We start from the raw sequence: 20,278 nt of genomic DNA on the forward strand, positions 1-20,278 counted from the left end.
CCTGCTTTCAGGCAGAGACGTGACCAGGACTCTTCAAGCCCTGCCGTTCAGCAGGGTGACATCGAAATATGAAAGGTAGGCATATAGCCCATGAGCCATCTGCCACGTCAGTTCGACTACATCGTCGTAGGAGCTGGTTCTGCAGGATCGGTGGTCGCCTCGCGCCTGTCGGAAAATCCCGTCAACCAGGTTCTACTTATCGAGGCGGGCCCGGAAGACAAGAGCCTGTGGTCCCGCATCCCCTTGGGCTTCGCGAAGATCATCTTCAACCACAAGTACACCTCGTGGGACTACCAGACCGAGCCCGAGCGGCAACTAAAGGAACGCCGCTACGCCCTGCCCTACGGCAGACTCGTCGGCGGCTCCAGTGCCATCAACGGCTTGGTCCACGTACGCGGAACCAAAAGCGACTACCAGGCATGGGTCGACGCTGGAGCTCAGGGGTGGGGATGGGACGACGTTCTGCCCTTCCACAAACGGTACGAGGCCGACCATCGAGGAGACACCGCGGTTCATGGCGGCCACGGACCAATCGGAATCGAACGCGCCCGTTGGGCGAACCCGCTGGCCGATGCCTACATCGACGCCGCATCAAAGGTCCTGGGCACCGGAAAGCACGTGGACTTCAACTCCGGGGAACCTGAAGGCTCAGGGTACTGGGACCTTGCCACACGGAACGGCGTCCGGTCCTCCACCTCCCAAACGATCCTTAAGGAGGCCCGCAGGCGCGACAACCTCACCGTCCTCACCGAGGCAACAGTTACTAAAATCAACTTCGACGGCAAGCGGGCAGTCGGAGTCACCTATCGCAAGGGCCGCGAGCAGTTGAGCGTCACAGCAGCGCGGGAAATCGTTCTCAGCGCCGGTGCCCTGCGGACCCCCCAGCTGCTCCAGCTCTCCGGCATCGGCCCGGCTGCACTGCTGAAAGGGTTCGGCATCCAGGTAGTGCACGAACTCAAGGGCGTGGGCGAAAACCTCATGGACCACGTCCAAGTGGGCCGCAAATACGTCACTACGAGCAAGCACACGTTCAACCGGCTCATGCGGACGCCCATCCAGCAGGCACTCAACGGCAGCCGCTACTTTCTGGGCAATCGCACCGGCCCCCTGACCATCGGGGCGTCCCTTGCCGGCTCCTACCTCAGCACCAACGGCTCCACGGGCGATCCGGACCTGCAGCTGCACTTCCTGCCGTTCATGCCAGGGGACAAGGGCTGGGACCTGGCCGATTTCTCCGGTTTCCGGCTGGGCATGTACCAGGGGCGCCCGAAGAGCCGCGGCTACGCCCGCATCACCTCCGCAGACCCGGACGCCAGCCCCGCGTTCGTCTTCAATCACCTTGCCGAGGAAGAGGACCGTCGAGCACTCATGGCCGGAATGCGCATTGCCCAGAAAATCGCCGCTGCCATGCCACAGGAACTGGGAGTACAGGAGATTGCCCCAGGACCCCAAGGAGACTCCGACGAAGGCCTCCTGGACTACATCAGAGACAACGCCGACACTGCCTTCCACTACGCCGGCTCAACACGCATGGGAACTGATGCCATGTCGGTCGTGGACCCCCAGCTGCGAGTCCACGGAGTGGACGGGCTCCGGGTTGTCGACGCCTCCGTCATGCCCGGCGAGCTAACGGCGAACATACATGCCGCCGTCCTGATGATCGGTGAACGTGGGGCGGAGTTCATTAGCCAATCCTGAAAACCAACACGATAAGAGAGCATGTGTCGGCGCGGGCGCTCCCGTAGGGAACCCATCTCGTCGGGTTCATGCGGGAGCACCCGCGCCTGCCGTACACCTCTGGCCACGCGGTCGCCACGATCCTCTCGAATTTGCGCCATAACGGGCACTAAGACCACAGCTCTTGACCGGTTATCCATGCTCCGCCCTCACCACCTCGCTTCGGGGCCTTGCCCTCGCCGCCCGGGAACGAACAACCAGTGGAGGGGCCGTGCAACAGTTCAACTGTGTGAAATGATTGATCAGGAGAATGTCCCGTCACTCCGCACCGGTAGGGGAAAACGACATGACTGTAATCAGCAATACCGCGCCCGCTCCATTCCAGACAGTCTCCGCAGTGGACGCGGCCGAGGCGTATCTGCGACGCGAGGTCCTGAGCGGACGGTTTGAGGCAGGCCAAAGGATTAAGGAAGCGCCGCTGGCGGCGTCCTTGAGAATTTCCCGCCACACGCTTCGCTCGGCCTTTGCCCGCTTGGAGTCGGTGGGTCTGCTTGCCTACCGCGAAAACCGGGGATGGTCCGTGCCCGTTCTCGATCGTGCCGAGTACGAGGACATCCTTGTTCTTCGGGGGAGCCTTGAATCAACCGCTTACCGTTTGATCAAGGAAAGGGCAGTCACGCCTGGTGACAGAATTCAGGAAGCGCTCCAACGAGTACTTGACGTGACGGACGATGTTCCCTGGCCTGACCGGCTTGAGCTCGACTGTGCGCTTCATCAAGCTCTCGTGGATCTCGCCGGAAGTAGGCGATTGAGTCAGGCCTTCGAAGCGCTGATGATCGAGTTCCGCCTTTGCCGACTCCAGTCCCTTGAATGGTTGGAGACGGTCAGCCTTGACCACTGGAAGAAACTGCACTCTGACTTGGTGGAGGGTGTGAAGCACCCGGATGCTTCGGTCGATGTGGAGGGGCACTTTCTTGCCAACCCCTGGAGGGATGCGCCGGGAGAGCAGGAAACTGAAACTGCCGACGGGTAGAGCCGCGGCCCCCATGGAAAGGCGGCAACAGTGCGTCGGAAATGCCTGCGACGTGCTGGTGATCCTCTAATTTTTGTTGCTATTCGGCTTCAGAGGGGCGAAGCCTGTCACGCCAAATAGTCCCAACCCACTAAGTGCAGAGGCCCAAGCACCCGCCGCGGATGAGTCTGCCCCTGTCCGCTGCCGTGGGCCACGCTTTTGACTATCGCGCCTTGCTGTACCACGTGCACCCACAGGAGTTTTCCGCCTGGATGTGGGCGGAGGAGTGTCGGGCGTGGGTTCCGGGCTAGCCTCAGACGGTTCTTCACCTGGACTTTCCATTAGGCGTTCTTGCACCCTCGGTGTGATCCATGATACATCTATGCAACGAAGTGTCGAACAGTTCTACGCAAGAGGAATTGATTCGTAAGGTCGGGCTTCGCGACGATCCAAAGAACAGCCAACTCGAACACTTCAGCTCGAAAAGACATTGAACGAACGTCACACCCTCCATCTGCTATATCAGATCCGCGAGTAAGAGGCCCCCAGGGGGAGGGCGGATGCTGTGCCACAGCCATCGCGCCGGCTCGTCTCCCACTCGCGGCGCCACCGCTCCCACATGTTTTCAACGGAGAAAATTCATGAGCTCAGTTACAGAAGCCCGCGCCACGCGCGCTGTGGTAAACAAAGTCCTCTGGCGGATCATGCCGTTCATCGGACTCCTATACTTCATTTCCTTCATCGACCGGATCGCCATCAGCTTCGCCGGCCCACACGGAATGACGGCCGACCTGAACCTAACGGCTACCGTATTCGGACTGGCATCAGGCATCTTCTTTGCCGGTTACATCCTGCTCGAAGTCCCCAGCAACATTGCGCTGCAGAGGTTCGGCGCACGGGTTTGGCTGACACGCATCATCATCACGTGGGGCATCGTCCAGGCACTCATGGCCTTCGTTCCGTCCGCGGAATGGCTCATCGGCGCCCGCTTCCTCCTGGGTGTAGCTGAGGCCGGCTTCGCCCCTGGAGTACTGGTCTACCTCATGTACTGGATCCCCAAGAGCCGTCGCGTGTGGGCGTTCTCCCTGTTCCTCCTCGTCCCCTACGTCACCAACGCCATCGGCGGACCCCTCATGACCTGGCTCGCCCTTACCTCAAAAGACCTGATTCCCGGACTAGCGGGGTGGCGGACCATGATCCTGATTACCGGTATCGCAGCCATAGCCGCCGGCGTTGCGGCCTGGTTCCTCCTGGTTGACTCACCCCGGAAAGCCCGCTGGCTCAGCACCGAGGAAAGGGAGACACTACTTTCCGCTATCGCGCAGGAACAGGAAGTGGCCAGCGACTCAAACCACCGCGTAATGGCAGGCCTGAAAAACCCTAAAGTGCTCCTGCTCTCGCTCGCGTTCTTTTCCCTCCCGTTCGGGTTCTTTGGCCTAACGTTCTTTTTGCCCACCATCGTCGCCGGCTTCAAGGCCCAACTGGGTGCCGACTTCACTCCCACCATGCAAGCCGGGCTGACCTCGCTCCCATGGATCTGTGGAATTATCGGTGCGCTCGTCCTGTCCACGTTGGCAGACCGGACCGGGCGACCTGGCGCAGTCACCATGCTTTCCGGCTCAATCGGTGCTCTGGGAGCCTTAGGGGCGGCCTTCGTGGACAGCCCCTTCACCCTGATCGTCATGCTGTCCATCGCCGCCTTCGGGCTCTCCGCCATAGCCCCCACGGTTTTCGCGATTGTTCCGAAGGTTGTAGCCGGTACTGCAGCAGTAGCAGCAACCGCTCTGGTGAACAGTCTGGGCAGCATCGGTGGTTTCGTGGGACCCTACCTAACAGGCTTCGTGACGGATCTGACCGGAACTCAGGACGTGACCTACTTCCTCATGGCCGGCTTCCTTGTCCTGGGTGGATTCATCGCCCTAACCATTGACAACCGACACCGGCGTACCGTTGGTATCAGATCAACCGGGGCTCCTGGACTGGAACCTGTCCTCACCAACGGCAACGACAAGTAGAGGCCCTGCCCGACGGGAAGCACCTCAACCTTCGGCTAGTCTCCAGGCCTACGGCAACGCCACTGGTGTTTCTGAGTACCCGCGCAATATCACCAAAACCACGCATGCGCAATCCCAGGGTCCTTGGTGGCTGAGCTGTCCCTTGACGAGATTTTAAGGAGCACCAAGCAGAGGGCCGTCCTGTGACGGCTCTCTGCTTGGTTCTGCACAGAAAACGCTTGGCGTCCTGCCGACCCCGTATCCAGTTTCCGTACCGAGCCTTATTTTCCGGGCGCGTTACACCTCTGACGGGTACCTGCCCGGCAATTTCAAGCGCCGATATTGAAGATTCCGGCAACTTGCCCCGGCAGGGCATAAACCGTGTTTGCCGATCGCGGGCCAGAAATGCTGGTGACTTTGACCCTCCATGACTGCGGTCAATTTAGGTTTTCCGTGGCTTGGATTGGGAGCCGTTGGGGAGCGCCCTGGCAGCAGTAGCTGTGGATCGCCTAAGGGAGTTATCCCTGGCTGGGGCGGTACCTTTCATCACCTCATGGTAGGACGAAGATTACTCCCGACCGTCAGGTTTGGGGTGTAATCCAACTGGACGGCAGCTGCCGGCAGGCTCAACCCGCCGGTCTGTTGGCAGCTGTGACTGTTGAGGCGCGGAAAGCCGGTGTAACCAGTTGACTTAGCGCCTTGAAGGCAGCAACCCGCTGATTTGTGCTGCAGTTGTAGCGCGGACGTCCTTTGAGGGCCGCGTGCAATCCATTGGGTTCATTGCTGCAGCGTCTGGGCGATCCTTTTTGCTGCGTGAATGACGTGGTCGCCATGGTCCTTGCCCGGTGATGAGATGACGCGGGCCAACGGCATGGCAAGGCAGACCGCAGCGACGATTCCTCCGGCTGTTTGCACCGGGGCGCTTACCGATCCGAGTCCCGGCGTCCGGGTACCGATGGACTCGATCCAGCCGACGGAGGCCAACTCGGCCAGCGCGTCGTCGTCGGCTGCCAGCAGCCTGCCGCTGGATCCTTGGGGGAGGGGCAGTCTTGAGCCGGGAGGCAGGATCGCGCGGAGTTCATGCTGGCTGTCCACGCTGAGCAGGCAGACACGTTCGTCTCCCCGTCGCACCCACAATTGCGCGGTTTCACCTGTCCGGTCCCGCAGTTCCTGGAGAACCGGCATACCGGCGTTTTCCAGCGCGGACCGGACGAACCGGTCGCCCAGCCGGAACGTGCCGGCATCAGTGCGCCGGAGGAACCCATAAGAAGCCAGTTGCAGCGCCAGCCGGTGCGCCGTGGACACCGAGAGGCCGGTCTGCCGTGACAGCTCGCTGGCTGACACGGCCGACCGGCCCACGGCATCGAGGATCGCTGCAGCGCGCTCGAGGGTGCGGTTGTTTCCGTTGGTTTCAGGAGACGGCATACGAGAAGCCTATGCTGCCGGGCTAGCCCTTGGCGGCCACGGATTCTGTCATGAATTCGGCCACCACCTTCTGCGAGATGGCTACGTCCAGGACGAAGACTCCTTCGTCGTGGGTGTCCAGCCAGTCCTGGAGGTGCTGCAGGTCTGCCATGCTCCGGACTTTCACGCCGGACGTGCCAAGGGCGCGGCCGATGGCGGCGAAATCCACTTCGTCGATCAGCATTGCCTGATCGTGCAGCCCTTTTGCCGCGTATTGGTGCAGCTCCGCGCCGTACGCCGAGTCGTTGAGCACCACAACGACGCCTCTGCGGGTGGCGCGGATGAAGGTTTCGAAGTCGGACAGGCCCATGAGGCCTCCGCCGTCGCCGCTGACCAGGACGGTCGTCCGGTCGGGGCGGGCAACGGAGACGCCGGCGGCAGATCCGAAGCCCATTCCGATGGACTGGAATGCTGTACCGACGAAGACCATGGCGTGTGGGTCCGGGACTGAGAGGTACATGGGTGCCCAGCCGATGAAGTGTCCACCGTCCATCACCACGGAACGTTCGGCCGGCAGGATTCCGTCCAGGGCCGCGACCACCGCCCGCGGATTCAGCCGTCCGTCCGGGCCGAACTCGTCAGGGTTTTCACTGGGGTGCGACGAGCGGAACTCCGGAGTTGATACTTCCGGAGCATTGGCCCGCCAGGTTGTTACCGAGGCAGCCTTCACCCGGCCCAGGAGGCCCTCGATGAATGGGCGGATATCCGCCCGGATGTACTCCGCGGAGGGTATGTTCGCCGGGGCGGGTTCGTTGTCGATCCGGATGATCTTCGTGTCCGCGGGGAACAGGGTGCCGTAGCGGGTTTGGAAAAGGTTCTGGCTGGCCCCTACGACCAGGACCACGTCAGCCTGCCGGGCGACGTCGAGGCGGTGGAGCCGGGTGAACCCGCCGGCGATGCCTAGGTCCCAGGGGCTGTTGAAGGCGTTGGCCGCCATGAGCGATGTCATGAAGAGGGCGCCAAGGCGGTCGCCGAGTTGGCGGAGGGGAGCCACGGCGTCGGCGAGGAGCATGCCGCGTCCGCCCAGGATCAGCGGCCGTTCTGCGGCAGCAAGTAGCCCGGCCACCCGGTCGAGGTCGCCGGGGGCGGCCGGCCACGCCCGTTTTGTGGGCATGGGTTCGAGGGGGTGGGGTTTCGACGGCGGGGCCGTCGCCAGGTCGTAAGGGATGGCCAGCACTACGGGCTGGACGGTCTGAAGGGCGAGGTCGAAGGCGCGGTGGGTGATGGCTTCGGCGTTGCCAGGTCCAGCCACAAGGGTGACCACTCCGGCGGCTTCCGCCGCTTTGGTCTGGTCGATGTCGAAGCCCCGGCGTCCGGTGGACGGCGCGTCCCCCACGATAAGGACCAGTGGGATCCGGGCTATCCGGGCTTCTGCGAGTGTGGTGTAGGCGTTGGTGAAACCCGCGCCGTAGGTGGTGGTCGCTGCTGCGATGTTCCCGGTTGCCCGGTAGTAGGCATCGGCCATGGCCACCGTGGCGGATTCGTGGCGTGCGGAAGTGAAGGGGCAGCCGAGGCGCGTCAGTCGGCTGATCAGATGGACATTGCCATTGCCCATGAGGCCGAACAAATGCCCGGCGCGGTCCCCAACCACGCCGGCGACGGCGGCTGCGACATTGCCCTCGTCCGGAAGCGTTTGCGGTTGGCCGGGCAGGGCTTCGGTGCTGGTGCTGGTCATAGTTGTCCTTGTCATGGAGGGTGGCACAGGGCGGTGCCCGGCTTCTCGAGCCGGGCACCGCCCTTGCGATTGCTGGTTTAGGTCAGGAACGGAACGATCAGCGACGTCACGAAGAGGACCAGCGCGCCACCAAGGCGGTTGGTGAGGGCGGCGAAGGGCATGAGGTGCATCCGGTTGGCGGCGCTCAGGACGGAGACGTCACCGCTTCCGCCGGTGTCTGCCATGACAAGGCCGGGTGTGATCGATGCTTCGACGAAGTTGAACTTCACCAGCCAGCCGAGGATGCCGGAGGTCACGGTCGCAATGACCACCGTGCAAATCGTGAGGATGATGAACATGGGGTTGCTCAGTGAGGCGATCACGTCCGTGATCTTGATGTACGTCAGGCTGACGCCGACCAGCAGTGCCGGGACCAGAACAGCACCGATCAGGTCGCCCCAGTCAGCCGTGGCCTCTTCAACGTCCTTGGGAAGCAGACCGAAGATCTTCACCACAGCGGCGGCGATGATGGCCCAGGCGTAGGGGTGCAGTCCGGGCAGGAGGCCGCCGACGAGGTTGCCGAAGACGAAGAGGCTGCCGGCAATGAGCAGGCCCTTGCCCAGGGCGATGAAGGAGGAAGTGTCGCGCTTGGGCGGCAGGGTGAGCTCGTCGGAGCGGCCCTTGATCCGCATCAGCTGGCCGTGGCCGTTGAAACCGACGAAGAGCTGCTTCTTTCGCTTGCCGAGACCGTTGTAGATGCCGGCGATGAGGATGCAGACCACGTTGGCCATGACGACGGCGGACATCAGGTCACCCATGAAGGCGGCGGAATCGCCGCCGGTCGCCGAAGCATACATTTTGGACATCGGCAGGGCGCCGACGCCGAGCCCTCCGGCCATGATGGGAGCAGCAATGAAGAGGATGCCCTCAACGAACCCGAAACCCGTGAGCAGACCGAGGAAGCCGACCAGGACGAAGGTTGCGATGAGGCACCCCACCACGGGTACCGCGAAGCGCGGGCCGGCCTTTAGCAGCAATGCCCGGGGCATGCCGAGAATTGAACCGGCGATGATGCCAACGACGAAGAAATCCAGAAAGCCGTGGCCGTCGATGAAGTTCTGCACCACCTTGACGAGATTCCCGGGCATGAGTCCGAGGAACGCCAACGTGGCGGGTGCGAAGGTGCACAGGATCGTGGGAAGGCCGAAGTCGCGGACCACTGGGAACAGGTTGCCGATCCAGATGAACAAGCCGCCAAGGAGGATCGTGGTGGCAAAACCGACAACCATGGTATCCGGCAGGTTGCCTGTGATGGCAGCGGCAAGAACGAGGCCCGCGAGGACGAGATAGAGGGGAGCGGGGACGCTTGCAATGCGGAATCCGGACCGGCCGGGGTAGTGGGTGCCCGGACGGGCGCCCGCAGTCTTGGTGACGGGGTGTTCAATGCCGCCCGCAGGGCCGGGGCCCGTCTCGCTCATGGCGTCATCCGTTGGTTCGGTGGTGGTTTCCGTGGTGCGTGGGTTTGTTGACATCATCGTCTCCGGAATGGGGGGAAGGAACTGTTTGTGTAGAGGGCTTACGGGTGTGTTGTGAGATGGATCGGGGGCAGTGGGGTGGGAGTGCCTTAGCGCGCCCGGTCCAGCAGCGCGGCGGGGGAGTGCGCGACGATGTCACGGGCCGAGCGAACGGCCTCGGCCAGGCGGTCCTCGTCGATGCCGGTCTCGTGGCCGGCGTCATGCAGGAACCGGACGAGTTCCTCGGTGGCGATGTTTCCGTGGGCTCCTGGTGCGAACGGGCAGCCGCCAAAGCCGCCCAGCGCGGCGTCAAAATGGACGACGCCGGCATTCACCGCAGCGCCCGCCGTCGCCAACGCCTGGCCGTGCGCGTTGTGAAGGTGAAGGGAGTACGCAAGGTCCGGCTCGGCGTCGCGCATGTGTGCCAGGCTGGCAAGGATCTGTTGGGTGGGTGTGGTGCCCAGGGTGTCGGCCAGGCCGACGTCTCTGATGCCCATGTCCTTGAAGGCCCGAACAACGCGCAGCAGGTGCGCGGGATCGATGCTGCCCGCGAAGGGGCAGGTGAAGGCAGTGGAAATGCCCGCGAAGAACCTTACCTCCGGGAACCTGGCAACAGTGTCGCCGATGCTGGCGAGGGCGTCTTCGATGGCCTGCCCGGCGTTGGCGTTGCTGTGCTCCTGGCTGGCGGACGTGACTACCTGGATATCGGTGGCGCCGGCCTCGACGGCCCGTTCGATGCCCTTTCCGTTGAGCGCAAGGCTGGTGTAGGTTACGCCCTGGACGGCGGGCAGGGCTGGAATGACCTCTGCGGCGTCGGCCATCTGCGGCACACGGTTAGGGTTAACGAAAGAGGCAGCTTCGATCCGCTTGACGCCGGCTGCTATGAGGGCTTCGGCGATTTCGAGCTTGTGGGCCGTTGAGACGATGACTGCTTCGTCCTGCAGCCCGTCGCGCAGGAAGACATCGGTGATCTGCACCTTCATTTAGCGGACTCTTGCAGTCCCAGCTCGGCGATCTGGTAGGCGTCTAGGCCTGCCAGGTCGTGGAGCACTTCCTGCGTGTGCTGGCCTAGTTCCGGGCCAACCCAGCGGACGCTGCCGTCGTGGCCGGGGATTTTCGGCACGATTCCGGGGAAGCGGATCAGTTCGGGCTCGTCCTCAACGACGACCTCGTGGGCCTGGATCATGCCGCGGGCCAGGTAGTGCTTGTCCACGGCAATGCTGGGCGCGTCATAGACTGGTCCGGCCGGCACGCCGGCCTCGTCCAGCCTCTCCAGCACCTCAGACAGGGGCATGCTGCCGGTCCAGGCGGAAATGGCGCCGTTAAGTTCCTGCTCCCGCGCTCCGCGGCCCTCCGTGGTCAGCAGTGTTTCGTCCTTGGCGAGGTCGTCACGGCCGATGGCCCGCATCAGGCGGACGAAGACGGAGTTGGAGTTCCCGCCGATGACCACCTCGAGGTTGTCCTGGCAAAGGTACGACCCGGTGGGCACGACGCCGGGAAGGGCACCTCCGGTGCGCTTCCGAACCATGCCGTACGCGTCGTAGTCAGGGACGAGTGATTCGAGGAGGCTGAAGACACCTTCGTAGAGGGCGACGTCCACCACCTGCGGGCCACTCGTCTTTCCGCCGCGTGCCTTCTGCAGCATCAGCATCAGGGCACCAATCGCGCCGTACAGGCCCGCCACGGTGTCACCCATGCTGGCGGCAGCCCTGCCGGCCGGGCGGTCAGGCTCACCCGTGACATAGCGCAGGCCTCCGAAGGACTCGGCGGAACTGCCGAAACCGGCGCGGTTCCTGTACGGCCCGGTCTGGCCATAGCCGGAGATGCGCACCATCACCAGGTCCGGGTTGAGATCCTGGAGGACCTCAGGTCCAAGACCCCAGTTTTCCAAGGTTCCGGGACGGAAATTCTCGATCACCACATCGCACTTGGCGGCGATGGTCTTGACCGCCTCCCGTCCCGCCTCTGATCGGAGATCCAGGGCTACCGACTTCTTGTTCCGCCCGATCGTGCGGAACAGCATGGAGGTGGTGCCCCGGGTCTTGCGCCAGTCGCGCAACTCGTCGCCGCCCAGGGGCTTCTCGACCTTGATGACCTCTGCTCCGAAATCGCCGAACAGGCGGGCTGCGAATGGTCCGGCGATGAAGCTGCCGAGCTCCAGCACCCGGATGCCCTGGAGCGGGAGGGAGTTCCGCTCCAGGTGAAGTTGCTGTGTCATGTCTTTCCTGCCTACGTGATTGGGAGCACAAATACTGAAAGCTCTTTTCCCATTCAGTGGGAAGCGGTTGCCATCGGGCGGATAGACGATAGCAGCGCATTGTGATGCGCGCAACAGGCCGCGGTTGAAAGTACGCAACCGACGAAAAGCCGGCAGGCAAGGCCGCGATTCCGCATGAAGCGCGCGGGTTGTTGCCTTGTGGGCCAATTCATCTTCTGCTACCTTCTTCCCACTTAGCAAACAAAGTTTCCCATCAGATGGGATGGTGCTTAAGGAAGAGGCTGAAATGGGCTTCTTTTCCGAGAGCGATAACTCTGCGCGGAAGCGCGCACCTAGCAAGGCAGGAAACCATGGCTCACTATGACATCGCTGTCATTCCCGGGGACGGAATCGGAACTGAAGTCGTCGACGCGGCTCTGTCGGTACTGAAGGAATGCGAAACACGCTACGGGCTGAAGCTGAACTACACGTTTTACGACTTCAGCGCAGACATGTACCGACGCACCGGACGAAAGATCACTGCTGCCGACATGGATGAGATCGGCAAGGCAGACGCCGTATTGTTCGGCGCGATGGGTCTGCCGGACGTGCGCGGACCAGAAGGCCTTGAACTGGGTGCCCAGGTTGAGATGCGGGCCCACTACGGCCTCTTCTCCAGCCTTCGGCCGGTTCGGCTTTTTGCGGGAGTTGAGAGCCCTGTCAAGGCGAAGAACATCGACATGCTCGTCATCCGTGAAACCTCCGAAGGGATGTTCGCAGGACTGGCCGATCACCACGAGCCCAGCGACGAGAGCGCCAGTGATCGCATGACAATCACCCGGGCCACCTGCCAGAAGCTCTTTGACGTCGCCTTTTCACAGGCACGCGCGCGCCGCAAACGGGGCACCCCAGGACACGTAACGCTGCTGCACAAATCAAACGCCCTGCGCAGCAATGTTCTGATGGAAAAGGTTTTCGACGAAGTCGCCGCCAAAAACTCTGATATTGGAAGCGCAAAGTACTACATCGATGCTGGATCCATGTACATGGTGACCGACCCGGAACGCTACGACGTAGTCGTCTCAGAGAACATCTTCGGAGACATCGTTTCAGAGATCGCCGCAGGACTCGTTGGCGGCCTTGGCGTCGCGCCCTCTGCCGACGTCAGCCTTACACATGGCGTCTTCCAGCCCTCCCACGGCAGTGCGCCCGACATCGCGGGCAAAGGCATCGCAAACCCGACCGCCATGATCCTGTCGGCCGCGATGATGCTGGAATGGCTGGGCGAACGCCACGGGGATCAGCTCTGCACCCAAGCAGCACAAAATGTTCACATTGCCGTCGAGAAAGCACTCGCCAGAGGACCTCGCGCCCGCGATCTGGGTGGGACAGCAGGAACCCAGGAAGTCCTGGAAACAGTCGTCAGCGCCCTGCCCGCATAGCCAACAGGTGGCCTGCCCGACGGCGCTCCACAGAATGGCCGACTCAAAATCCTTCGTGGATGCCCCGAGCTCTGCCCAGTCTGATTGTCCCGCCGCCGTCAACAGACATCGACCCAAGAAAGTTGCACACCCATGACATACAAGGTTTTGTTCGTAAATCCGCTGAAGGATTACATCGACCCCCTTCTGGATTCAACACCAGAGGGCTTCGAGGTAAAAGTTATGCCGCTAACGGCTGAGGTGTCGGAGATCTGCCGTGAAGCCGCGGACGCTGATTTCCTGATATCCGGCGTCGATGTTCCCGAAGAAATCTTCCGGGCCGCCAGGAACGTGCAGTTCATTCAATACATGAGTTCCGGATACGGCCAGCTGCCTATCGACGTCCTGAACGAACTGGGTGTCCCGGTGGCACAGATGAAGACCCACTCCATTTCCGTCGCTGAGCATGCCCTGACCTTGATGCTGACAGTACTGAGGCGGATTCCCGTCACCACGCAGTTGCTGCGCGAGGGCAAATGGCGTGAAGACCTGGACGAGATGTCTTACTCCGAGTTGTACAACAAAACAGTCGGCATCGTCGGGCTGGGGAACATCGGCCGGTGGGTCGGCAAGATTGTCCATCACGGATTCGGCGCGAATGTCGTCTTCTACGACAATGCCGAGATCCCGCTGACCGTTTCGGAACTGGTCCCGGCCCGCGCCGTCCCGCTGGAGGAGCTGATGGCGGTATCCGACGTCGTCTGCCTGAGTCTTCCTTTGAACGCCCAATCGGAGAAGCTGATCGGGCAGAACGAACTCGCCTTAATGAAGCGAAGCGGTGTTCTCGTCAACGTCGGCCGCGGCGAAGTCGTGGATCAAGACGCGCTCATTCAAAGCTTGCGCGAGGGACGCATCGCAGGAGCCGGACTCGATGTCTACGAAAAGGAGCCACTGGACACCGCCAGTGAGCTGCTGAATATGGCACAAGTGGTGTGCACACCCCACATGGCAGGCGTCGGTTGGGAAAACGTCCAGCGCCGGATCGCGACGGTTTGGCAGAACTTCGACGCAGTCCTGCGCGGCGATCTTCCTAGGGGCGTTGTCACGACGGCGAAGCGAGCGAACCTCCGGGTCGCCTAAGCGCGCGAGTAGGGCCAACAAGCACACGGGACTTCGACCAAGAGCGGTAGGCCGGAGTTCCGTGTCCAAAAGGTAGACCCCCACCTCCGTGGTTTGCTCGGCATGTGGCCGGCAATTCAAGCCGGGCAATGAAGCAAGCGGCAGCAAAGGGTCTCGTCGGCCCCTTTCAGCAGGCCAGGGAGCAAAGGTGTTTTCTTCACTAATCCGTTTGGTGTGTCGCGGGAGCAAAAACGATGGCCGCCTTCATGTCCTGACGTTACGTCAACGACACGTCAGAATAGTGGGCGATGCAGTTCACTGACAGTGGCTCAGATGTTCTCAGATCCCACCCTGACAGCCGGAGCGGAAGGAAACGGGGCTGGGAAAGCTTTTACAAGGGCGATGCCTTCCCGCTGGCGTTCAATGATGAGGAACGCTCGAATTCGGCAGAGGCACCCATCACGGAGAGCATGAGATTGGCCATGGCGGAATCCTCCCGAGTGAACACCAGGGCTTTCCTGCACGAAACCCAACCCGCACGCCCTTCAGTGCAACGGGGTAGGGTGTGCCCTAGCCGACGAAGGAGTCACGATGAGCTACAAATATCGAACTGTTCGGGTTCGCGGTACCGAGCTGGTTGGAACAATTGCGAGGAAGCATGGGGGTGCGCCTGAAATCTACGAAACGTCTAAAGACCTGAGCACATCAGTAGTTCCGGTGTTCTTCGAGGCAACGGGTGAAATCCGTTTCTTCGACAGATCTGTGCTGGAGGATGTTGTGGCACCAGCCAATTAAACCGCCTAGGACATACCGGGCCGGCCACGCCGGCCTGGCGCAGTGGGACCCATTTCAGCGGCAAATGGGGGTGTGGACAGAGTCCACACCTTCGCCGTCGAAGTGGGTCGGACGTCGGTTGGACTGCCCCGGATTCCACATGTTTTCGCGGTTTCCCGGTGTTTTCAGGGCAAAGAATCGCGTTCGAGTCCCACCTCGGGCACAACAGATAGCCTCGTCAGGAGCGATTTTGCTTTGACGTGTTGACAAAGCTTGTGGTCGCGTCGTCTGACGGGTTGGGTCGGGGGCTGTGGCCTGGCCGCCGCGCTGGCCTATTCAGGAGTGGGGTGGCGGGGTCAAGTCCCTGGCTGTGGGGCTTCCGCTGCTCTAGTGGGTTATGCAGTCCCTCGTTTCGGTTCCGTTGGGTTGGCCGGGGTGGCCTACACCTATGCATGGGCCGAGGGAACGCGAACGACATGACTTCGGCGATCTCGCTACAGAACGCGCCCGGGAGGCGGTCTTAGGGCGTTCGTGCGAGAGCCGTGCCCCGAGGTTTGTCCTGCCAAAGAGGGTGTGGACAGTGTCCACACTTACGTATGCTTTATTGGCGTGGGCATAGGGCCGTGTCCACGGTCTGGGCACATGCGTTCCGAGAGCTAGGGTCAGAACAGGGAGCTACCGAGCTCCGTCGGACAGACTTCACGCCACGGTCTGACGTCAAGTTGGGCTGTGACGTATGGGGTTAACCTCTTTTCCTAGGGTGGTGCGTACAAAAAGCTGCCCTTGCTGAGGTGAGCCACATGGACCGCAACACCGAGATCGCGGATGTTCTCCTGCGTTTCCCTGTGTAGTTGTTCGTCAGTGACGGCCGCGTCCAGTTTCTCGATTGCGGTGACCCGGAATTTGGAGACCATTCCAAACTTTGTGCTGTCTGCCAGAAGGAAACAGGAGGTGGAGGCTTCGAGGGCGGCCAGTTTGACTTCCACTTTGTCCATTGATGGAGTTGTGACCCCTCGGGACATGTTCCAGGTTCCGGTGCTGAGGAAGGACAAGTCGATACTGACGCCTTTGATTGCGTCGGCCGCGATGCGTCCCTCGCTGGAACCCTTGGATGAATCTACGGCGCCCCCGGTGCGGATGACCTCGATGTGTGGGTGGGCGAAGAGGCTGGTCACCACGTAGAAGTTGTTGGTGACGACCGTGAGATTCTTGCGAGCGCCGAGGTGGGGCACTACCGATTGGCAGGTGGTGCCGGCGTCCAGAAAGACCACCATGTCGTCCTCGATGAGCTGGGCAGCCCGTTGGGCGACGGCCTGCTTGCGGGCAGTTCGAGTTGGGCGCTGAACTACTGCTTCTTGGGAAGGGCCGGGACTGTCCATTCGGCGAGACGGACTCCGCCCTGTACCGAGCCGACTTGCGCCGAATTCTCTAAGACTGTTAGGTCGCGCGCACCGTCATGTGGGAGACATTTCATGCACACCTTCGGGACCCAGAAGCCGCAGAATTTCCTGCCGACGCTGGTCCGGAATGAGTGGTCTAGCTGTTGATTCACGTGGGGTCCTTTGTGGCACGCCCTCCTACCTGGGGCTGCTGCGGCCTTTCAGACCCGTCGGCCACGGCAACAGCTCCTCAACCAACGAGCACTCCGAAGGCCACTCAAAATGCGACACGCACCAAGAGTCTCACCCGGAACATCCTCGCCTTATAAGACGCGCTCTAGGTTCGTCGCCGGGCTGGGCCACCGGCGCGCCTTAGTGAGATGGGGGCGGCAGCCGGGGCGAATCGGGCAAGGCCCCCGCCCCCTCGGCCCGGCGGTGTGGCGACGGGGGCCGCCAATGTCGATCCCCGAGGACGGGACGGCCGAGCAGGACCCCCGAGCGCAACGGTGCTCTGCCCGCCCCGGCCGGCCATGCCAATGCCTGTGTATGGTGCCGCCGGTGACAGGGTTGCCGCATCGGGGCTAGTACATCTTCGGGGGCGCCGGCACAGCTCGGGCTTCAGGATTTGGAACTGGGTCGTCCAGGAATATGGCTAAGAATAGATTTAGAGAAGCCACCGTCGACACAAATGTCTTGGCCGGTGACATAACCCGATAGCGGACTCACGAGAAATTCGATCACGTTGGCAATGTCCATGGGGTCGCCGATTCGTGCCAGAGGAATGATATTTTCCCTTGCCTTTTTGATTTGGGGATCTTCGTACATTTTTTCGGTCATCCGCGTGTGGGTCATGCCCGGGGAGACGACGTTTGCGCGGATTCCGTCGGGCGCCCATTCCAGTGCAAGTGTTTGGGCCAGCATCGTCAAGGCAGCTTTGCTGGGGCTGTAAGCGCCGGATCCGGCGTGGGGTAGCTGACCGGACATGGAAGAGGTAAAGCAGGCGGCGCCTTGGCTCTGTTTCAAGTGGGGGTAGCTTGCTTTGGCCAGAAGCCACGCGCTGCGGAGGTTAACGGAGAACATGTTGTCCCAGTCTTCAAGCGACACGTCACAGATCGCACCGGGGTTGGCGATTCCCGCGTTCGCTACCAAGGCGTCCAGCCCGCCGAACTCAGCCACCGCGGCCTTTACCAACTGACTTGGCACATCGGGGTCAGCGAGATCGCCTGTGAGTGCGATGGCCGTACCGCCGAGGGACTGGATTGAGCGAACGACTTGCTCCTGGCTGGTGTTCGGTTCGTGTCCACCAACGGCGATCATCGGGTGCACACCCCGGGCCAGGGCAGCCTCTGCGATTCTCACGCACGTGGCCGCTCCTATGCCGCTGCTTCCGCCGGTAACCAAAGCTCTCATCGCACACAGTTCCTTTTTACTAGTGGTTCACATTAAAAATTGTTTTGACTACCAAAGCGGTAGAAATCGCGGGCCAGCAACGGCTTGTTTTGCAGGATTCGGGCTGTAGACCGAGATTCTGTACTGGATTCCGGCTGGCTCGCGAGCTCCAACCCTGGCTAATGACCCAGGTCCCAGCCTTGGTTCTTGAGATCCTGCATCGCCTTATTGAATTCCTGAACGGGGTTTTCTTCGCGAATGATCTCAAGAACTACGTTATTGACGCCGCACGTTTCTTTTACGGCCTTACCCAACCCGTTCCAGTCGATCACTCCGGTGCCGATTGGATCGTGGCCCCAGGTTTCCGTGCCCGTATCAGAAATATGGACGAGTCCAATCGATTGGTGGTGGGAGCGCAGACTTTCTACGGGATCTTCTCCTATGTAGGCGGCGTTGGCGACGTCGTACACGATCTTCACTGCGTCATCATTGATGATGCTCACGACGCCTGCCAGGTCCTGGATGGTAGGGGTGAAGCAGTAGGGGGTGTTTTCGAAGAGCAGTCGCGTGCCGGCCTGTTTGGCCAGTGGGATGAGATTCTCCATGCTCTCGTACATCCACCCATGAACGCTTTCGAGTGACGGTGAGATCATCGGGCGTCGCGTGCCGGGGGATATCACGACATCGGTGACATCCCACGCTGCGGCCAGGTCGATCACCGATTTGATGTGCTCGATGCTCTTGCGACGCATGCTGGCGCCGGGGCTTGCCAGGTTGATGTCATAGCCACCGGCGTTCAGTGACCTGATTGTCGCACCGTATTCATGCAGCCTTGCGTGAGTTGCCGAACGCTCTTGGGCCGACATTTCATCCGGCCAGCAATGTGGCGAGCTGATCGGAACCTCGAAAGTCTTGTACCCACTGTCCACCAATTCAGCTATGGCATCGATTGCTGTAGCTGACCATAGATAGGAAAATGTATTGATAATCATGCCGTTCATTGCAGGCATCCTCTCTGTCTTCGCCTAGTCATAACGCGCTGTGAATTTTCAACCCGTCAACGGGGATTGCCAGCGTGAGCCGGGCGGCTCGACGAAATCCGGGGCACAGGCCCCTTCGTACCTGGTCGAGCCGCGACGGCTGTGTGGTACAGCATGCCTAGTGGGAACGCTTAGCCCCGTCGCTAGTCGACGAGGTGCTCGAGACCAGGTGCTCGCCTTCAAGTACTTCAGGGTCAGCAAGCGCCACAGTGGCACGGTCACCGCGGTTGCCGGTCTCGGGCAGCGTGAAGTAAACGACGAGGCAGAGGGCGACGATAACGATCATGTAGACCGCGACAAGCATCGGCTGGCCGGCGCCGACGAAGGCAGCGGCGATCAGCGGGGCGGTGCCACCGAAGACGGCAATCACGATCTGGTGTGCGAACCCGATTCCGGATACGCGGACCGATGCGGGGAACAGTTCGGCCTGGATAGTCGGGTAGATCGACTGCCAGATACCGAGGACCACCCATCCGGATGCCGATACCAGAACGTATACGCCAAAGCCTGGCTGGTTCAGCAGCAGCAGCAGGGGGTAGAAGAGGACGATCATGCCGATGGCGCCGATGATGGGGAAGATTTTGCGTCGGCCGAGTCGATCAGAGAGCGCGCCGCAGACCGGCACGATGACAACGAGCAAGGCGAGTCCGATAACGCTGCCGGCCAAGGTGGAGGACAGGTCGCGGCCGGAGGTCAGCTTGGCGTAGGTGGGAAGGAAAGTAGCCCAGGTGTAGTAGGCAACGGCCGGGGCAGAGAGGGCAGCTGCCTGCAGCAGAGCCTTGGGGTGTTCGCGAAGGAGGTCCCACAGGCGTGCCGCCGCGGTCTTTTGATCGACAAGGGCACCTGCCTCAAATTCAGGGGTTTCCTCCGCGCGGGCCCTCAAGATAAGGCCGACGACGCCGAGGATGCCGCCTGCGACGAAGGGGATGCGCCAGCCCCACGCGGCGAGGTCCGCAGGAGTGAAGGATGATGTCACAATTGCGGCGGCGCCGGTAGCGGCCAGGGTTGCGAGTCCGCTGGCCATGTTGGAGAACGAACCGAACAGGCCCCTGCGGTTCGGGGGAGCGTGTTCAACCATGAACGCGATGGCGCTCTGCGCCTCACTGCCGGCCGAGATCCCCTGAAGGATCCGGGCAACAAGGAAGAGAACCGGTGCTGCATAGCCGACGGTGGCGAACGACGGTGTGACACCGATGATGAGAGCACCGAGCGCCATGCCCGAGATCGACAGGGTCAGGATGAGCCGCCGGCCAAACCGGTCGGCGAGTGGGGAAATAATGACTCCGCTGAGCGGGCGCACAACAAAGCCGACCGCGTAGGTGAGCAGTGCTGCGATAAGAGAGGCGAATGGGGAATCGCTTGGGAAGATCTGTCCCGAGAATACGGCTGCCAGCAGCCCGTAGATGTACCAGTCGTACCACTCAACGAAATGGCCGATCGTGCCCGCCACCATATTAATGGTGCGGCGAGGGTGCTGGGACCCTTCGGGAACCGCCGAAGGGTCTGCGCTGCCGAGCGCTGCCTTTGAGGTCTTCATTGAACTCTCCATACTTTTACGTTTGCTGAGACGAGGGGTAGTGGGATCTGCCGGGGCATTTGTGCTCGCCCGGCGGATGCGCTGCCCCACCCGCCTCTTATCCTTTC

Annotated in this window: 15 protein-coding genes and 1 pseudogene; 6 read left to right on the forward strand and 10 right to left on the reverse strand. The window is 61.6% G+C overall.

Going from position 1 to position 20,278, the window contains the following annotated elements; all coding sequences use genetic code 11:
* The first annotated feature begins 90 nt into the window (after window positions 1-90).
* The 3 genes from AB0280_RS01370 (at window position 91) to AB0280_RS01380 (ending at window position 4,704) form a co-directional block, all read left to right on the forward strand.
* Window positions 91-1,698 (forward strand): GMC family oxidoreductase, encoded by a 1,608-nt coding sequence (locus tag AB0280_RS01370; protein ID WP_366366060.1) that lies wholly within the window; start codon window positions 91-93, stop codon window positions 1,696-1,698.
* A gap of 325 nt (window positions 1,699-2,023) precedes the next feature.
* Complete coding sequence (locus tag AB0280_RS01375) at window positions 2,024-2,710, forward strand: GntR family transcriptional regulator (protein WP_366366061.1); 687 nt, start codon at window positions 2,024-2,026, stop codon at window positions 2,708-2,710.
* A 620-nt stretch (window positions 2,711-3,330) separates the two neighbouring features.
* Window positions 3,331-4,704 (forward strand): MFS transporter, encoded by a 1,374-nt coding sequence (locus AB0280_RS01380; protein ID WP_366366062.1) that lies wholly within the window; start codon window positions 3,331-3,333, stop codon window positions 4,702-4,704.
* A gap of 756 nt (window positions 4,705-5,460) precedes the next feature.
* Here AB0280_RS01380 and AB0280_RS01385 read toward each other — a convergent pair.
* The 5 genes from AB0280_RS01385 to AB0280_RS01405 all read right to left on the reverse strand — a co-directional run bounded on the left by AB0280_RS01385 (window position 5,461) and on the right by AB0280_RS01405 (window position 11,533).
* The gene (locus tag AB0280_RS01385) at window positions 5,461-6,108 is read right to left on the reverse strand and encodes an IclR family transcriptional regulator (RefSeq protein ID WP_366366063.1); all 648 of its coding nucleotides are present in this window, start codon (window positions 6,106-6,108) and stop codon (window positions 5,461-5,463) included.
* A 22-nt stretch (window positions 6,109-6,130) separates the two neighbouring features.
* Window positions 6,131-7,822, reverse strand: coding sequence for a thiamine pyrophosphate-binding protein (locus AB0280_RS01390; RefSeq protein WP_366366064.1), 1,692 nt, complete (start codon window positions 7,820-7,822; stop codon window positions 6,131-6,133).
* A gap of 77 nt (window positions 7,823-7,899) precedes the next feature.
* Window positions 7,900-9,333, reverse strand: a complete 1,434-nt coding sequence (locus AB0280_RS01395) for a 2-hydroxycarboxylate transporter family protein (RefSeq protein ID WP_366366065.1) — start codon at window positions 9,331-9,333, stop codon at window positions 7,900-7,902.
* A gap of 92 nt (window positions 9,334-9,425) precedes the next feature.
* Window positions 9,426-10,298, reverse strand: a complete 873-nt coding sequence (locus AB0280_RS01400; RefSeq protein WP_366366066.1) for a hydroxymethylglutaryl-CoA lyase — start codon at window positions 10,296-10,298, stop codon at window positions 9,426-9,428.
* Window positions 10,295-11,533 carry a CaiB/BaiF CoA transferase family protein gene (locus AB0280_RS01405; protein WP_366366067.1) on the reverse strand — a complete coding sequence of 413 codons (1,239 nt, stop codon included), beginning with the start codon at window positions 11,531-11,533 and terminating at the stop codon, window positions 10,295-10,297. Before AB0280_RS01405 ends, AB0280_RS01400 begins: the two co-directional genes overlap by 4 nt.
* Before the next feature lie 350 nt (window positions 11,534-11,883).
* On the opposite strand from AB0280_RS01405, the gene AB0280_RS01410 reads away from it, so the two are divergent.
* Complete coding sequence (locus AB0280_RS01410; RefSeq protein WP_366366068.1) at window positions 11,884-12,954, forward strand: isocitrate/isopropylmalate dehydrogenase family protein; 1,071 nt, start codon at window positions 11,884-11,886, stop codon at window positions 12,952-12,954.
* A 132-nt stretch (window positions 12,955-13,086) separates the two neighbouring features.
* Window positions 13,087-14,073: an NAD(P)-dependent oxidoreductase gene (locus tag AB0280_RS01415; protein ID WP_366366069.1), complete on the forward strand. Its 987-nt coding sequence runs from the start codon at window positions 13,087-13,089 to the stop codon at window positions 14,071-14,073.
* A gap of 368 nt (window positions 14,074-14,441) precedes the next feature.
* On the opposite strand, the pseudogene AB0280_RS01420 reads toward AB0280_RS01415, so the two are convergent.
* A pseudogene (locus AB0280_RS01420) lies at window positions 14,442-14,598 on the reverse strand (recombinase family protein); the annotation flags it as partial.
* A gap of 45 nt (window positions 14,599-14,643) precedes the next feature.
* Here AB0280_RS01420 and AB0280_RS01425 point away from each other — a divergent pair.
* Entirely contained in the window at window positions 14,644-14,847 is a 204-nt protein-coding gene (locus AB0280_RS01425; protein WP_366366070.1) for a hypothetical protein, read from the forward strand.
* 734 nt (window positions 14,848-15,581) lie between these two features.
* Here AB0280_RS01425 and AB0280_RS01430 read toward each other — a convergent pair.
* The 4 genes from AB0280_RS01430 to AB0280_RS01445 all read right to left on the reverse strand — a co-directional run bounded on the left by AB0280_RS01430 (window position 15,582) and on the right by AB0280_RS01445 (window position 20,171).
* The gene (locus AB0280_RS01430) at window positions 15,582-16,205 is read right to left on the reverse strand and encodes a DeoR/GlpR family DNA-binding transcription regulator (protein WP_366366071.1); all 624 of its coding nucleotides are present in this window, start codon (window positions 16,203-16,205) and stop codon (window positions 15,582-15,584) included.
* Between the two features lie 618 nt (window positions 16,206-16,823).
* Window positions 16,824-17,615, reverse strand: coding sequence for an SDR family NAD(P)-dependent oxidoreductase (locus AB0280_RS01435; RefSeq protein ID WP_043449563.1), 792 nt, complete (start codon window positions 17,613-17,615; stop codon window positions 16,824-16,826).
* Between the two features lie 158 nt (window positions 17,616-17,773).
* Complete coding sequence (locus AB0280_RS01440; RefSeq protein WP_366366072.1) at window positions 17,774-18,595, reverse strand: sugar phosphate isomerase/epimerase family protein; 822 nt, start codon at window positions 18,593-18,595, stop codon at window positions 17,774-17,776.
* A 157-nt stretch (window positions 18,596-18,752) separates the two neighbouring features.
* The gene (locus AB0280_RS01445; RefSeq protein ID WP_366366073.1) at window positions 18,753-20,171 is read right to left on the reverse strand and encodes an MFS transporter; all 1,419 of its coding nucleotides are present in this window, start codon (window positions 20,169-20,171) and stop codon (window positions 18,753-18,755) included.
* Window positions 20,172-20,278 lie beyond the last annotated feature (107 nt).

Origin of the sequence: Pseudarthrobacter sp. 902506025, from assembly GCF_040702325.1 — a bacterium.
GTDB lineage: Bacteria > Actinomycetota > Actinomycetes > Actinomycetales > Micrococcaceae > Arthrobacter.